This window comes from Streptomyces sp. SAJ15 (assembly GCF_007595705.1).
GTDB lineage: Bacteria > Actinomycetota > Actinomycetes > Streptomycetales > Streptomycetaceae > Streptomyces.
In genome coordinates, this window is record NZ_NISY01000006.1 from 60,794 (window position 1) to 76,280 (window position 15,487).

Below are 15,487 nucleotides of genomic sequence, written 5' to 3' on the forward strand. Positions count from 1 at the left end.
TTCTTGAGAAAGGCCCTTACATGTCCGACCTGTTGCGCGCCCCCGCCGAGATCAAGTACGCCGAGGAGCTGGACTGGCTGGAGTCCATCGACGACGGCCCCAAGCCCTTCTCCTGGCGCCTGTCCCCGAAGATGATCCGCCTGTTCATCCTGGGCTCCGAGCGCTCCGACGGCCTCGACCGGGAGATCTCGCAGAAGTGGTTCGGCGACCGCAGCTTCGTCGAGCGCTCCATCGTCACGCTCGCCTCCGACCGCGGCCTGCTGCTCATCGGCGACCCCGGCACCGGCAAGAGCTGGCTGGCCGAGCTGCTGTCCGCCGCGATCTGCCGCAACTCCACGATGGTCGTGCAGGGCACGGCAGGCACCACCGAGGACCACATCAAGTACTCCTGGAACGTGTCCATGGTCATCGCCAAGGGGCAGTCGCGGGAGTCGATGATCCCCTCGCCGATCATGACCGCCATGGAGACCGGCGCGATCGGCCGCTTCGAGGAGCTCACCCGCTCCACCAGCGACGTCCAGGACGCGCTGATCTCGATCCTCTCCGAGAAGTACATCTCCGTGCCCGAGCTGGACAGCGACAACATCGTCTTCGCCAAGCCCGGATTCTCGATCATCGCCACCGCCAACAGCCGCGACCGGGGCGTCAACGACCTGTCCTCGGCGCTCAAGCGCCGCTTCAACTTCGTCCGCATCCCCGTGGTGACGAACAAGAAGAGCGAGGCGGAGATCGTCCGCTTCCGCACCGAGGAACTGCTGCGCCGCCACCAGATCGAGCTGGACGTGCCGCCGACCCTGCTCGACGTGCTGCTCCAGAGCTTCGCCGACCTGCGCGCCTCGGCGGCCGCGGCCGGCAGCGACGACGAGAAGCTGGAGTCCGCGCTGTCCACCGCCGAGCAGATCGGCGTGCTGGAGGACGCCATCCTGCACAGCAACTTCTTCGGTGAGCGCGCCCTGACCGCCCACACGCTGGCCTCCTCGCTCGTCGGGTCACTGGCCCGGCGCGAGCCGGAGGACCTGGCCATCCTCAACAAGTACCTGCACGGCGTCGTCGAGCCGCGCAGCAAGGAGGAGGGCGGCTCCTGGCCGGAGTTCCTGGAGGGCGGCCGCGACGCGATCGCCACCCTGTCATGAGCGGCACCCACGAGGGGACCTTCGCCGGGCTGCGCGCGCAGCTGCAGGAGGCCGCCGCGACCTTCGCCGACGGGCCAGACGCCCTCCAGGGCATCCTCCTGGGCATCGTCGACGACGTCGACCGCGCGGTCCGCGAGCCCCTGGAGATCTTCCCCGTCTGCCACCACTCGCCCGCCTCGGCGGTCGCGATGGCCCGCCGCCTGAGGGAGAAGCAGCCCAAGGTGGTGTACCTGGAGCTGTGCGAGGACATGGCGCCGCTCCTCACCGAGCTGCGCAACTGCAGGCTCCCGGTGGCGGTGCAGGCGTTCGCCAGCGAGGTCGACGGCTTCCCGGCCGAGTGGTCCCCGCTGTCGGTGGTCGCCCCGATCACCGAGGCATCCGCCGAATACCAGGCGATCGCCTACGCCCTGGACACGCCGGGCGTCGAACTGGTCCTCGTCGACCGCTCCTCGGACCACGTCTTCCAGTGGGACGCGCGCGGCCGAGAAACCGCCGAACCGTCGGCCGGTGCGGACGACGCGGCCGCGCCGCCCGCCGAGGAGGAGGCCGTGCTGCACGGCGACGCGGTCGGCGTGGAGATCGGCGACCTGCGGCCGCGCTTCGCCGAACTGGAGGAGCACCTGCTGCGCCACGGCAAGGTGCGGCACTGGTCCGAGTGGTGGCACCAGTATGTCGAGCTGCCGCTCGGCGACAGCGACCACGACACCTACCGCCAGGTCATGCTGCTGATCGGCAGCCTCTTCCGGCGCCTCGCGCCCGGCGACCCGCACCGGGTGCGGGTGGACGAGGACCGCGAGCGATTCATGTGGACCAGGATGCGCGAGCACCTGGCCGCGACCGGCGCCGACCCCGCCGACTGCCTCTACGTGTGCGGGGCCTTCCACGCGGCCAGCCGCGTCGCGGAGTTCGGCGTCCACGGCACCGACACCTATCGGATCAGCCCGCGCACCGCCACCACCTGGCAGCACGGTCTGATCCCGTCCAGCCACGCGGCCATCGAGGCGCAGTTCGGCCTCGCCGCCGGCTCGGTGTCGATCGCCGCGACGGTCTGGGCGAAGAACCTGAAGCGCACGCGCGTCGAGCCATACCGCCTGGCGGGGCAGGCGGGCACGAGGAAGGCCAAGCCCAAGAAGGCCGCGCCGGTGGCGGCGCCCGCGCCCGCGCTCCCACCCGCGGACAAGCTGACCGGCTTCCTCCATCAGCCGCCCGTCCTGGACCGACTGGACGAGGCGGAACTGCTCGGCTGGTCGGTGGAGATCGTGCGCGCCGCGCGCCGCAACGGCTACCTCGCCTCCACCGCCGACGCCATCGCGGTGTTCGAGACGTCGATCCTGCTGGCGGGGGTGCGGGATCGGGCCAAGCCCACGCCGTACGACTTCCAGGACGCCGCCGTCACCTGCATCGAGAAGGACACCGTCCCCGGTCGGCGCGATGTGCGCCGCCTGGTGGAGATCATGATGGGCGGCGACCGGATCGGCCAGGTCGGCTACGACGCCCTGCCGCCCCTGGCCCGGGACGTGCACGACCGGCTCGCTCCGCTCAACCTGAAGCTCCAACAGCGGGGCGTGCGACGGGCGCTGCTGGACATCGCCTCCCAGCCCGAGCTGGAGCGCTGCTCCGACGTGCTGTGGATGCTCCGCTACCTGATGCCGCGGGGCGCCGCGCGGCCGATCATGGGCGAGCGGTCCCTCGGGGAGCGCCCCATCCAGGAGTCCTGGGACCTGGCGCTGGGCACCCACCAGCGTGCGCTGATCGAGCTCGGCTACGAGGGCGTCAGCATCGAGCAGGTCCTGGAACAGCGGCTGCGCCGCACGGCGTACGGCCCGCGGGCCACCGCCGCGACCGTCCTCCAGGCCGTGGAGGACGCGACGCTGTACCTGCGCAGCCGCCGGCTCGCCGACGAACTGGGCACGCACGCCCTGGAGGTGCTGTCGGCCGAACGCACCGTCGACGGAGCGCCGGAGGTGCTGCGTCGGGTGCGCAGGCTGCTGGCGTACTACCGCACCAGCGAGCCGGTGCTGCCGGCCTGGATCGAGTCCTTCGTCAAGACGGGGTACGCGCACTACTGCACCCTGCTGCCGACGGCCTTCACCGACGACGACGCCACCGTCCGGCAGGTGGCCGCCATGCTGGGCTTCCTGTTCAGCATGGAGGGCCTGGCGCTGTCGCTGGGCTGTGACCGGACCCAGCTGGAGCTGGCCGTCGCCCAGTCGCACCCCGAGGACCCGTCGAAGACGGCGCTGCTGTGGGCGGCCCGGGTGCACCTCGGGAACCTCTCCCGGGCGGACCTCCGGGCCAGGTGCGACGACCTGCTCGGCAACCCCCTGGTGGTGCCCGCCTACCCGCGCTACCTCAGCGGCTTCCTGCACGCTCTGGAGCCCGTCCCGAGCCTCACCGACTTCGTCGTGGAAGCGGTGTCGAACGCCTTCGGACGGCTGCCGGACCCGGTGCTCCTGTCGTGGCTGCCCACCCTGATCACCACCCTCCGCTCGGGCGGCGCAGACCTGGCCCCGCTGCTCATCCGCGAGGCCGGGCGCGTCTTCCCCGGCCGGCTCGCGGCCCTGGACGAGTGGGTGCCCCCGTGGCGCGCGCGGACCCAGCCGGACGCCGTGGCTCCGGCACGGCACCCGAACGGCGGCCGCCGCGGTGTCGCCCTGCTCGCCGCCCACCCCGCGACCTGCGACGCGGTCGCGGACCTGCTGGGCTGCGAGGGGACATGGGAGACGCCGGACCCCGGCCCGTCGGGCGCGGCTCTGGTCGGCCGCCATCCGGATACGGCGCTGGCACTGGAGGCGCTGCTGGCCGGCGCGTGAATCCGGCGGGGGCCACGCCCGGGCGCGTACATCCGTCGTCGGGGCGACCGGATCCGCGGTCGCCCCGACGGGGCCCACCGCGGAACCGGCCCGCCGGGACCTGGAACGACCACGGGAGGGGCCGTCAGATCGCCGGCCGCAATCCGGAAGCCACCGCCCGGTACCGCCCGGGGGCGGACCCGAACTCCCTCTTGAAGGCGTGCGAGAAGGCGTACGGGGTGCCGTAGCCGACCCGGCGCGCGATGGTCGCCAGCGGGTCCGTGGTGTCACGGAGCTGGGCGGCGGCGAGGGTGAGGCGCCACCAGGCGAGGTACGCCATCGGAGGGCGGCCCACCAGGGTGGTGAACCGACGGGCCAGGGTGGGGCGCGAGACGCCCGCCTCGGCGGCCAGACGGTCGTTGGTCCATGCCGCGGCCGGGTCCGAGTGGATCGCCCGCAGCGCGGCGGTCGTCACCGGATCGCCCAGGACGGCCGGCCAGGACCCGGTGGCGTCCTCAAGCATCCAGGAACGGATCATGTAGACGAAGAAGAGGTCGAGCAGGCTGGGGACCGCGACGCACGACCCGGGCCGTCGTTCGTCCAGCTCACGACCCAGCAGGTCGATGGCGGCGCGGAGTTCGGGGTGGCTGCCGATGCGGTTCGGCAGGTGGACGACGGTCGGGAGCTCCGACATGAGCGGGTGGACGCGACTGCGATCCAACCGGTACTTGCCGCACAGCATCGCCACCGCCCCGCGTACGGTCCCGGGCTCGCGCGGCCACCTCTCGCCCTCCCAGCGCTCGAACGGCACCGCCCGCTCCACGGTCGCGGCGTCCGCCGGCGAGTCGGCGAGCACATGCCCGGTGCCGTGCGGAAGCAGTACCGCGTCCCCGGTGCCGAGCGAGACCGGGGCGCCGCCGTCGGGGAGCAGCCAGCAGCTCCCCTCCAGGACGACATGGAAGCCCGCGCCGTCATACGGGGCCAGCCGTGTGCACCAGCTTCCGCTCACCCGCACCCGGTGCGAGGACGGCCGTCCGACGCGCACGGCCGCGATCGCGTCGCTCACCACATCCATCGGGCCAGGGTAGCCCCGATCGGGTCGGCCGTGAGACGGACGCGTATTCAGCAGACCACTTCACGCATTGAGCGGCTCACCCGGCCTTCCCTAAGGTCGAGTGCATGATCAATGAAGGCGTGCAGAGCATCGTGCTGGGGGATGTCGAGATCACCCGAGTCGTCGAGTGGGGAGGGCCGTTCGTGCCGGCCCTCGACATCGTTCCGGAGGCCGGGGCCGAGGTGTGGAGGGACAACAGGGACTGGCTGGCGCCGGAGCACTGGGATCCGGACAGCGACGCGGCGGTGGTCGCGCTGCAGACCTGGGTGTTGCGCAGCGGTGGACGGACCGTCCTCGTCGACACCGGCGTGGGCAACGGCCGTGAGCGGCCCGGCTCGCCCCATTTCCACCACCGGCGGGACGACTTCCTCGGCCGGCTGGCGCGGGCAGGCGTACGACCGGAGGACGTCGATGTCGTCGTCAACACCCATCTCCACGGGGACCACGTCGGCTGGAACACCGTCGACGCCGAGGGCGAGTGGGTGCCGACGTTTCCCAACGCCCAATACCTCATCCCGGCCGCCGACGACTTCCACTTCGGCCCGGACAACGCGTATGGCGACGGACTGCGGGAGGACGACCGGCTGATCTACGAGGACAGCGTCGCACCGGTGCACCGTTCCGGGCAGGCGGTGCTGTGGGACGGCGCCCACCGCGTCGACGAGAACCTCGTCCTGGAGTCCGCTCCCGGTCACACACCCGGATCCGGTGTCCTGCGGCTCGAGTCCGGGGCTGATCGGGCGGTCTTCGTCGGCGATCTGCTGCACAGCCCGGTGCAGATCCTGCGCCCCTCCTGCAACAGTTGTTTCTGCCTCGACGCGCGGCAGGCGGTGGCCAGCCGCCGCCGGATCCTGGAACGGGCGGCGGTCGAGCGGGAACTGGTCGTCCCCGCCCACTTCGGCGGCGCGGGCGCGCTGGAAGTGCGCAAGGACGGGGATGGCTTCGCCCTCGGACCGTGGGCGGCGTACACCACGCGGTAGGCGTGGCCCGGCCGGGGCGGGCGCGGGGCGTCCGGCAGGGAGTCGAGAACGCGACGGGCGCCGCGGCGGTGCCGCTCCAGCCGGGGGCGCTCGCCCGCGAAATCCTTTGCGCGAGGCGGGACAGGCTTGTTAGCGTCACGGCAGCGCGAGGGACGCGTGACCACGTGACCACGTGACCAGGGGACAGGGAGGTTGATGAATATGGCCGCCGTCGGCCGTCCTCAGCATGCCCTTGTCCGGCCCGCGCGCTAGAGAGCGCGGTCCGGGTCGTTCCCACGACCAGGAGTGACACGTGTCTTCCCCGTCTTCGTCCCCGTCTTCCGCATCTCCCTCTTCCGCATCTCCGTCGTCCGCACCTCCGTCTTCCGCGTCCACGACTTCGACACCGCACGGTCCGCTGACCACCGACCGCCTCGTGCTCCGACCCTGGAGCGCGGTCGAGATCGCCGCGGTCCTCGACGGCACCGGGTCGGCCCACTGGGCGGACGACTTCCCCGCCGAGGGCGACCGAGTGATCGCGGGACTCTTCGAGCAGCACCCCGCATGGCTGGGTGAACACGGCCACCGACTGATCATCGAGCGTGACAGCGACCTGGTGGTCGGCTCGATCGGCCTGTTCTGGCCGCCGAGCGAGGGAACCGTCGAGATCGGATACGGCATCGTGGCCTCCCGCCGCGGCCGGGGCTACGCCTCGGAGGCCACCCGGGCTCTGGCGGACTTCGCCCTCACGGCGTCGGACGTCCACACCGTGGTCGCCAGCGTGGAGCTGTCGAACCCGGCGTCGGTCCGCGTGTTGGAGAAGGCGGGCTTCCACCGATGGGCCACCGAGGGGAACCTGGCCCACTTCAGGACCGCACGGCCGGACCGCCGCGAGCGGTGACCCGAGTGCGGCCGGCGCCGTGTCGCCGGCCCCACCGCGGCTGCCGGAACCGCGCCGCCGGAACCGCGGCTGCCGGAACCGCACCGCCGGAGGGGCGCCGCTGGAGGGGGCGTACGACCGAGGTCAACGGCCGGTGGTGAGGACCATGCGGAAGCGGGCCCGGCCGCTGGTCATCCTGGCCACCGCGGCGGCGGTCTCCTCCAGCGGCATCTCCTCGGTCCAGGCCCGCACCCCGCTGTGGGCGGCGAAGCGCAGGGTGTCCTGGGTGTCGACGGCGGCACCTGACGAGTGGCCGTAGATCCTCCGGTCCCCGGTCAGCAACTGGAAGGCGGTGACCTTGAGGTGCTCGGGCGCGACGCCGACGACGATGAGTTCACCGCGGCGGCCGAGCCCGTCGATGGTGGCGCCCATCGCGCCGGCGTCGGTGACGGTCGCCAGGACCACCTTCGCCCCGCCCAGCGCCCGCAGGGCCTCGGCGACATCACCGGCGGTGCTGTCGATGTACCGGGCGGCGCCGAGCTGCTGCGCCAGCGCCTCCTTCTCCCGGCCACGGGCGACGGCGACGGTGTGGAAGCCCATCGCGTGGGCGAACTGGACGCCCAGATGGCCCAGTCCCCCCAGGCCGAGGATGGCGACCGTGTCACCCGGACGCGCGGCCGAGCGACGCAGCGCGTTGAAGACGGTGACGCCCGCGCAGGCCAGCGGCGCGGCCTCGACCGCGGTCAGCTCGTCGGGGATCGCCGCCAGGGCCATGGCGGGCACCACGACCGAGTCGGCGTAGCCGCCGGGGTAGGCCACACCCGGAATCGACACCTGGGGGCAGAGCACGCCGTCGCCCTCACGACAGGCGTCACAGCGCCCGCAACTCCCGCCGTACCAGCCCACCGCGACCCGATCGCCGATCCGCCAGCCCTCGACGCCCTCGCCCAGGGCGTCGATCCGGCCGGCGATCTCGTGGCCCGGCGTGACCGGGTACGTCGTCCCCGGCAGGAATCCCGCGCTGATCAGCAGGTCGGAGTGGCACACCCCGCACGCCTCCACGGCGATCCGCACGGACCCCGGGCCCGGCTCCTGCCGGGCGACCTCGACCAGAAGCGGTGTGCCGCCCGGCGCGGAGATCCGCACGGCGCGCGACGCGCCGCCGGGAGAGGCGGTGGAAGCAGGCATGATCAAACCCTTCGTCGCGGCGCGGGGCCGGGGCGCAGGCCGGCAGGCACTGACTCATCCGGTCTTGAGTGATCTCCAGCGATGACGCGCGGATCTCCACGGTCCGCCATTCCGACGATAAGCGGGCCCCGGCTCACCTCGCACCCGCGCATGACGCCGGATGCCGCCCGGCTCGGCGTCCGAGAGACCCGGCCGGCGATCAGCCGATGATCGGCGGAGCGGATCTGTAGTACAGTAGATCTTGCGACGCCGCCCCGAGGGGCGGGGTTCGATGCGTCGGTCGTCTAAGGAAAGATGCTCGTCTCCAAACGAGAGATGTAGGTGCAAGGCCTGCTCGGCGCTCCAAGACGTGAGGCCCTCCCCGTGATTCGGGGAGGGCCTCACGCGTTCCCCGGTGACGACGCGCCCCCGGTCGGCCCGTGTCCGGTCAGGCCACGGTGCCGCCGGTGTTGCGGATCATTCGCTGGAGCACCCGCAGGGTGGTGACGTAGTCGGCGTCGTCGATGCCCTGGTGGATGCGGTCGCGGATGGCGGGGGTGTGCCGCTTGAGGTCGGCGCGGGCCGCCTCGCCCGGCTCGGTGATCCACAGTCGTCCCGCGTCGTCGCGGGTGAGCCAGCCGCGCTCCAGGAGGACGTCCGCCTCGGTATGGGTGCGGGATCGATTCTTCAGTGCCACTGGATGTCGGCGAGACTTCGGAGGGGCTCCCGGTCCTCGAGGGCTTCCGGCACCACGAGGGTGTCCGCCTGGTGCAGCACGGTGGGGAAGCGGAGACGGCCGCGCGCCTCCACCTCGCCCAGGTTCACCTGGAAGACGAGGAACTCGTCCAGCTCCAGGGCTTCGAGCTGGTTGAGGTTCTGGGTGAGCAGGAAACCCTTGGCCTTGAGCACACCCTGCTCGGAGAACGCGATGACCTTCCAGAACTCCCGGGGGATCCGCACCCCACGGAAGAGGCGGTCGTCGTCCTGGAAGACGGGCCCGCCGAACGCGCTCACCTTCAGGTCGTCGACCTCGACGTCCTCGAAGACGGCGTCCTCCAGCTTCCCCCACAGTCCGCCCTTGTTGCTCTGGTTGAAGTCCTCCATCTGCGGGGTGATGTTGGTGAAGAAGAACGAATCGGTGTTGGCCACCTTGGCTTCGGCCGGACTGCCCCACAACAGGTCGGCGCGGCGTGCGATGTGTCCGCGATCGAGCCGTCTGGCCCCGTACACCTCGTTGCCCACCTGGACTTCGGCCGGCAGGCGCTGGTCCTTGACGAACTTGATGCCGTTGCGGCTCAGCCGCTTCAGCGAACCGCCGTCGATGTTCCAGCCCGCCCAGAACGCGAAGCGCCGGGAGGTGCTGTGCGCCAGGGAGAAGTGCACATACGGGATGATCTCGGAGCCGTTGACCTTGACCGCGTCGTTCGCGATGGCCGCGTTGAGCTTGGGGGGATCGATCCGCTTCACCAGGAAGTCCGGGTCGTAGCCGGTGATGACCTCGGCCGCTTCGAGCGCCGGGGGCGCCAGGCTGATCTCCAGCTTCTCGAAGATCGAGCGGGGGACGCAGGCCAGCGCGTGCTCGTCGGGGCTGTCGGCGCTCTCGCCGCCGAAGTGGAGTCCCGCCATGACGTTGCTGGGCTTCCCGCCCCGCGTCGTGAACATCCACACCGAGCCCGAGTCGCCGCCCATGCTGACCTCTCCGCCCTCCGGCGGGTTGTCGGGGTCCACGCCGACCTCGAAGCCGCCGATGGTGTGCGTGCCGACCCCCGGCCCGTAGTCGAGCATGACGAGGGTCTCGATACGCCGCACGATGCCGTGTGTGACACCGGTGGTGCGACCGCTCTTGACGACCCTGTCGTCGAGCGCCGGTTCGCCCAGCTCCTCGGGCACGACGCCGAGTTCATGGATCTCGGGGTCGAAGCCCCGGTTCTCGATCGTCGCCACCGCGCAGTCGCCCGCCATCCCCAGATGCGACCGCTTCACGGTGCCGACGCGGTTGCGGGTCACCCGGTTGTCGTCATGCGGGCCCGGTTGGGCGACGTCGTCGCCCAGCGCGCCGCGTCGGCCGTGCAGGACGTGCCAGTTGCTCAGGATGTAGGGCGTTCCGTCGTTCTTGTCGAAGACGATGGCGCCGATGGTCCCCGCCGAGGCCCTGACGTGCGCGACGCTCGCGCCGGGCATGATCGGGTCCAGACGCCTCTTGCGATCCGGGATCTCCGGCTCCGGAACCACCTCGAAGTGGGTCTCGTAGCGGCGTTCGATGACATCGGTCGGCACCGCGACGCCGTCCACGGTGATCGATTTCGGGAGCGGGGTGGTCCCCAGCGCCCTCATGCCCTCCGGCGCCACCTTTCGGTCGACCGTGAACTGGAGCGAGATCTCCTTCTTCCGCCGCCCGCCCTTCTCCTTGTAGCCGATGCCGATCGATGACACGTTCGGGTCCTGGAGGTAGCCGGGCCCCTGGGTGCGGATGAACCGCCTGAGCGACTCGATCAGCTTGTTCTGCCCGGCGGGAGACGTGGCGCCCCGCTTCTTGGTGGCCATCGAAAAGAATCTCCCTCACGGAGCCGACGTCACGGATGGGTGCGATCTGGAGCGGCGGGACGGCATGGGGCATGACCCCGCGCGATATGGGGATCTATCCATACGTTTCGGATCATATGAGGAAAGGCGTGAATCGGCTTCTCGTGGCGCCGGGGCCACGCGCTCGGCTCGGGTGTCAGACCCGGACGGCATCATGAGGCTCGGCAGACCGACCGCCCTGTCCAGTTCCAGGCTCACGTCCCGCGGGAGGACGTATGACCCACACCCTGCCGGGCTTCCACGCGGCCACCGGAGACGAGAGCCCGTCCGACCAGGGCCCGTCCGGCCAGGGCCCGTCCGGCCAGGGCCCGTCCGGCCAGGGCCCGTCCGGCCAGAGCCCGTCCGGCCAGAGCCCGTCCGACCAGGGCCCCGATGCTCGCGCGGCCGCCGTGCGCCAGGCCCTGGCCGGGCTGCGGCAGATTCGAGCACTGATGAACCCGCAGGCCGGCAGGCCGGTGTCGGTGCCCGCCGAGTGGGAGCGCCTGCGGCCTGTGCGTGCCATCGCGCTGGCCCTGGAAGCGGCCCGGATCCCCGCCTCGGCCATGGCGGCCGACGGCCGGCGCACCGCCACCGGATACCGCGTGCGCCGCGAGGAAGGGGTGGTCCGCGTGGAGTGGCTCGGCCCGCCCGGCAGCGGGGCCGGCTACGAGCAGCACGAGCAGCTCCAGCGATGCGCCCGCGCGCTGCAGGACCTCGGCTGGCAGACCCTGGAGTACCGCGGCGCGCGTCGCCAGCGCTGGTTGGAGGTCGAGGCGCCACCGTGAACGCCTCGTGCCCGCGAGCGCGCGGGCACGAGAAGCGCGGGCCGCCCCAGGGACACCTGACGCGTTGTCAGCGCAGCTTGGCGCCGTACACGTGGTCCACCGTCATCGTCATGAGCACCCTGCGGTCCGAGACCATCACCGAACGGTACTCCTGCCAGTCCGGGTGCTCCCCGGCGGCGAGGCGGTAGTACCGCACCAACGCCTCGACCTCGGCACCGTGGGGGTCGGTTCCCGGCCCGGTGAGCGTCGCCATGCCTTCGGCGGTGGCCCAGGCCCATCCGTCGGGGCTGGTGACTTCCAGCGTGGCCCGCGGGTCCCGCCGTAGGTTCACCGTCTTGGCTCGTCCTTCGGTCATCGAGACGTAGATGACGTCGGCTTCCTGGTCGTAGAAGGGCATGACGGGGGAGAGCTGGGGGCGGCCGTCGGACTTGATGGTCGCCAGGACGCCGAGTCGGCTCCCCGCGAGCAGCGCGCGCGGGTTGAAGGGGGTCGCGGTCATGTCTGAAGCCAAGTCCGGACGGACGCCCGCTATTCCCTTGTCGGAGGCCGATGTGAAGTCACGGACGGGGGGCGGGCGCGCCCAGCCGGTTCCCCTGCCCCGCGGGTGCTCGCCCGAGCCGGGCGGCGGGCTGGGACGAGGTGTCAGCCCGGCGCCATGCGGCTGAGGGTTTCCCAGGCCCGGTACTGCTCGACGCGGGCCCGGTCCATCTCCTGGACGAGGTCGAACGATCGGCTGCCGACGATCAGGCGGCGCGGCGGGTCCGACAGTGCGGCCAGCTCCATGACGACCTCGGCGGCGGTGCTCGGGTCGGGGCCGGCATCGTCTCCCCACATCTCCGCCAACTGGGCGCGGAGCGCCGCGTACATCGGGTCGGACGAGGTCATCGTGGTGCCGGCGGTGAACAGCCCGGTGGAGTAGCCGCCCATCTGCACGATGGTGACCTTGATCCCGAACTGCTCGACCTCCATCGCGAGGGCCTCGCTGACGGAGTCGAGTGCCGCCTTGCCCGCGCCGTAGAAGCCGACGGAGGCCATGCCGCCGCCGCTGCCCATCGAGGTGACCTGGAGGATGTGTCCCGAGCCCTGGGCGCGCAGATGGGGGACCACGGCCTGAGCCACCCACACGGCCCCGAAGAAGTTGACGTCGAGGTGGTTCCGGACCTGTTCCTCCGTGGCCTCCTCCACCATGCCGTACAACAGGCCGCCGGCGTTGTTGACGACGACATCGAGACGACCGAAGGCCGCCACCGCCCGTTCCACCGCCTCGAACACGGCTTGGCGGTCGGAGACGTCCAGGGTGAGCCGTACCAGCGTGTCCGGGTACGCGGTCGCCAACTCGGTCAGTGGCTCGACATCGCGGGCCGCGACGACCACACGCTCCCCGGCGGCCAGTGCGGCCTCGGCGAAGGCGCGGCCCAGGCCACGGGAGCCACCGGTGATGAACCAACACTTGCCACTCGGCATGGAATCCCACTCCTTCGATACATGGCGTATGACGGCGTATGAGTCGAAAGCCGCGGGTGTGCGGCGGACCTCGCCCGCACATCGCCCCGTGACAACGCGACGAACCGTTCCGTCTCGCTGTCAGCGTAGCTGATCTTCATGCTCCAGGGCCAGGGGGAATCCCTCCGATGCTTGCCCGTCGTCGCACCCACCCGACGCCTGTCGGCCGTGCGCCGTTAGCGGCTGCGGCTGGAGCGGAGCGCCGCCTGGTGCCGGTGGCGGTGCGCCGAGCTCCGTAAGGGGGTGACCATCCCCCTTCTGGTGCTCTCGCCGGTGAACGACCCGTCGCCGCCGCGTGCCGCCCGAGCGGGGTGGTCCCGCGTGTGCCGCCCGGGTGGGCGGCCTCGCGCGGGCGGTCCGGGCCTGGGGTCGGCTCAGGGTGCGTCGACGAGCGCGTGGATGAGCCGCTCGACCTGGGCTCCCGGGTCCGGCAGGCCCGCCCAGCCGGTCATCAGCAGATGGTGCAGGGTTCCCACCAGGGCCAGCGCCACGCAGTCGGCGTCCACTCCCGGCCTCACCCGCCCCAGCCGCTGCTCCGCGGTCAGGTAGCCCTCGATCGCCTCCTGGATCAGGCCGAAGCCCGGAGCGCCCGACTGCCATGCCTCGCGGACCCGCTGCGCGGCTCCCGGCCGGGTCACCGCCAGCCCCACGACGCCCGGGTCCAGGGTCAGCACCGCCGACGCCACCGTCGCGAGGTTGTCGGCCACCACCCCTGTGCCGGCCCGCCCCGGCAGCGCTTGCGCCAGCGTCGCCGTGCGGGCGAAGCGGTCCAGGACGAGTTCGGCGACGAACATGTCCAGCCCCGCGAAGTGCGTGTGCAGCACCCCCTTGGCGCAGCCCGCCTCGTCGGTGACCGCCCTGCTGGTCAGGGCGGCGGCGCCGTCCCTGGCCACGACGCGCTCCGCGGCGTCGAACAGGCGCGCACGCAGATCGGGAATGGCTACTCCACGCGGTGACATCAGATCCCTCCAGAACCATGGCCGTTGCCAGTATGGGCATGCGCCCATACTATTTGGGCACCCGCCCATTCTAGGGCGCCGCCCACTCCGCAGGAGGTCTTCCGCATGCGCGATTTCGCCAACACCGCCCAGGCGCAGGCATGGAACGGCTACGAAGGGGCCCACTGGGCCGCCCACCAGGACCGCTGGGACGCCGTGAACGCCGGCTTCAACCAGCCTCTGCTCGACGCCGCCGCCATCCAGACCGGCGAACGCGTCCTCGACATCGGCTGCGGCGCCGGAGCGACGACCCGGCTGGCCGCCCGTGCGGCCGGGGAGGGCCAGGCCCTGGGGCTGGACCTCTCCGCGCCCATGCTGGAGCGCGCTCGGGCCGGCGCCGCGCGGGAGAACATCCCCAACGTCTCCTTCACGCACGGCGACGCCCAGGTCCACCCCTTGACCCGGGCCGGCTTCGACGTCGCGATCAGCCGCTTCGGCATCATGTTCTTCGCCGACCCGGTCGCCGCCTTCACCAACATCGCGACGGCGTTGCGACCCGGCGGCCGCATCGCCTTCCTCAGCGCCGCCGAGCCCGAGGGCAACCAGTGGCTGGAGGCTCTCGCCGCGCTCGGCGACATCCTGCCGCTGCGGGGCTTCGGCGCGCCCGGCGAGCCGGGCATGTTCTCCCTGGCCGACCCGGGCACCGCGACCGACCTGCTCGCCCGGGCCGGCTTCCGGGACGTGCGCGCCGACCACGTCGAGGCCCACGGGACCTGGGGCCGTGACGCGCGGGACGCGACGGCCTTCCTGCTGGACTCGGGCCCCGTCCGGCACCTCATGGGCCAGGCGGACCCCGGCACCCGGGACCGCGCCCGCAGCCGCCTCACCCAGTGGCTCCGCCCGTATGAGACCGGTGACGCCCTTCGGCTCCGCGGCACCGGCTGGCTCCTGACCGCCACCGCGCCCGCACCCGCTGAGGGGTGACGTCAGGGGGGGGCGCCACGGCCCGGCCTCCACGGGGGTGCCGTCAGGAGGCTGACGTCACCGGGTGACCTCAGAGGTGGGTCGGTCGGCGGCCGCGGGTGGGCCAAACCAGGTGGCGAGGGCGGTTCGGAGGGCGGTGGTGTCGGGGGCGGCATCGACGGGCGCCGCCCAGGCGACATGGCCGTCGGGGCGGATGAGGAGCGCGGCGGGGGCCGCCACCTCGCCGACGGACGGGACCGCCCAACGGCCGTCACCGCACTCGGCGGTCACCAGGTCGACGCGATCGGCCCAGCCCGCGACGGCCTCCGCCACCTCGTCCCGATCGGTCCGATCCCCGACGGCCTCCGTCACCTCGTCCCGATCGGTCCGATCCCCGACGGCCTCCGTCACCTCGTCCCGATCGGTCCGATCCCCGACGGCCTCCGTCGCCTCGTCCCCATCGGCCCGGCCCGCGGCGGCGCCCGCCCTCTCGCCGTCGCCGCGGAGGTCGAGCAGCACGGGGCGGGCGGCGTGCAGCAGTTCGAAGACGCGCGTGGCGCCACCGGCGGTCTTCAGTTCGACGTCGGGGACCCGGCGGCCGAGCAGCGGGTGGCCGTCACCGAACGGATACCGGATGTCCAACGCGGTGATCATGCCGCCGAGATACCGATTGACGTCGTCCAACTCGATG

General features: G+C 72.0%; 14 protein-coding genes. 6 read left to right on the forward strand and 8 right to left on the reverse strand.

The window, feature by feature from the left end:
* Positions 1-20 precede the first annotated feature (20 nt).
* Positions 21-1,133: an AAA family ATPase gene (locus tag CD790_RS17350; RefSeq protein ID WP_144384163.1), complete on the forward strand. Its 1,113-nt coding sequence runs from the start codon at positions 21-23 to the stop codon at positions 1,131-1,133.
* Complete coding sequence (locus CD790_RS17355; protein WP_144384164.1) at positions 1,130-3,946, forward strand: DUF5682 family protein; 2,817 nt, start codon at positions 1,130-1,132, stop codon at positions 3,944-3,946. The genes CD790_RS17350 and CD790_RS17355 overlap by 4 nt, the downstream gene beginning before the upstream one ends.
* 124 nt (positions 3,947-4,070) lie before the next feature.
* On the opposite strand, the gene CD790_RS17360 is transcribed toward CD790_RS17355, so the two are convergent.
* Positions 4,071-5,000, reverse strand: a complete 930-nt coding sequence (locus tag CD790_RS17360; protein ID WP_144384165.1) for an AraC family transcriptional regulator — start codon at positions 4,998-5,000, stop codon at positions 4,071-4,073.
* 104 nt (positions 5,001-5,104) lie between these two features.
* Between CD790_RS17360 and CD790_RS17365 the strand changes: the two genes are divergently transcribed.
* Both CD790_RS17365 and CD790_RS17370 read left to right on the forward strand, forming a co-directional pair.
* Complete coding sequence (locus CD790_RS17365) at positions 5,105-6,019, forward strand: MBL fold metallo-hydrolase (RefSeq protein WP_144384166.1); 915 nt, start codon at positions 5,105-5,107, stop codon at positions 6,017-6,019.
* Positions 6,020-6,434: 415 nt separating this feature from the next.
* Positions 6,435-6,899: a GNAT family N-acetyltransferase gene (locus CD790_RS17370; protein WP_260867656.1), complete on the forward strand. Its 465-nt coding sequence runs from the start codon at positions 6,435-6,437 to the stop codon at positions 6,897-6,899.
* A 123-nt stretch (positions 6,900-7,022) separates the two neighbouring features.
* Here the strand turns inward: CD790_RS17370 and CD790_RS17375 are convergent, their stop codons facing one another.
* The 3 genes from CD790_RS17375 to CD790_RS17385 form a co-directional block, all read right to left on the reverse strand.
* Positions 7,023-8,066, reverse strand: a complete 1,044-nt coding sequence (locus tag CD790_RS17375; protein ID WP_144384167.1) for an alcohol dehydrogenase catalytic domain-containing protein — start codon at positions 8,064-8,066, stop codon at positions 7,023-7,025.
* Between the two features lie 427 nt (positions 8,067-8,493).
* A complete protein-coding gene (locus CD790_RS17380) occupies positions 8,494-8,742 on the reverse strand; it encodes a hypothetical protein (RefSeq protein ID WP_399217708.1) in 249 nt (82 codons plus the stop codon).
* Positions 8,733-10,589 carry a DNA/RNA non-specific endonuclease gene (locus tag CD790_RS17385; RefSeq protein WP_144384168.1) on the reverse strand — a complete coding sequence of 619 codons (1,857 nt, stop codon included), beginning with the start codon at positions 10,587-10,589 and terminating at the stop codon, positions 8,733-8,735. Before CD790_RS17385 ends, CD790_RS17380 begins: the two co-directional genes overlap by 10 nt.
* A 254-nt stretch (positions 10,590-10,843) precedes the next feature.
* On the opposite strand from CD790_RS17385, the gene CD790_RS17390 reads away from it, so the two are divergent.
* Complete coding sequence (locus CD790_RS17390) at positions 10,844-11,392, forward strand: hypothetical protein (RefSeq protein WP_260867657.1); 549 nt, start codon at positions 10,844-10,846, stop codon at positions 11,390-11,392.
* 67 nt (positions 11,393-11,459) lie between these two features.
* On the opposite strand, the gene CD790_RS17395 is transcribed toward CD790_RS17390, so the two are convergent.
* From CD790_RS17395 to CD790_RS17405, 3 genes are all read right to left on the reverse strand, one after another.
* Positions 11,460-11,891 (reverse strand): PPOX class F420-dependent oxidoreductase, encoded by a 432-nt coding sequence (locus CD790_RS17395; RefSeq protein ID WP_144384169.1) that lies wholly within the window; start codon positions 11,889-11,891, stop codon positions 11,460-11,462.
* 143 nt (positions 11,892-12,034) lie between these two features.
* Entirely contained in the window at positions 12,035-12,856 is an 822-nt protein-coding gene (locus CD790_RS17400; RefSeq protein ID WP_144384170.1) for an SDR family NAD(P)-dependent oxidoreductase, read from the reverse strand.
* A gap of 413 nt (positions 12,857-13,269) precedes the next feature.
* On the reverse strand, positions 13,270-13,854 hold the full coding sequence (locus CD790_RS17405; protein WP_144384171.1) for a TetR/AcrR family transcriptional regulator: 585 nt from the start codon (positions 13,852-13,854) through the stop codon (positions 13,270-13,272).
* Positions 13,855-13,959: 105 nt separating this feature from the next.
* Between CD790_RS17405 and CD790_RS17410 the strand changes: the two genes are divergently transcribed.
* Complete coding sequence (locus CD790_RS17410) at positions 13,960-14,817, forward strand: class I SAM-dependent methyltransferase (protein WP_144384172.1); 858 nt, start codon at positions 13,960-13,962, stop codon at positions 14,815-14,817.
* Positions 14,818-14,874: 57 nt separating this feature from the next.
* On the opposite strand, the gene CD790_RS36855 is transcribed toward CD790_RS17410, so the two are convergent.
* On the reverse strand, positions 14,875-15,450 hold the full coding sequence (locus tag CD790_RS36855; protein ID WP_399217811.1) for a hypothetical protein: 576 nt from the start codon (positions 15,448-15,450) through the stop codon (positions 14,875-14,877).
* Positions 15,451-15,487 lie beyond the last annotated feature (37 nt).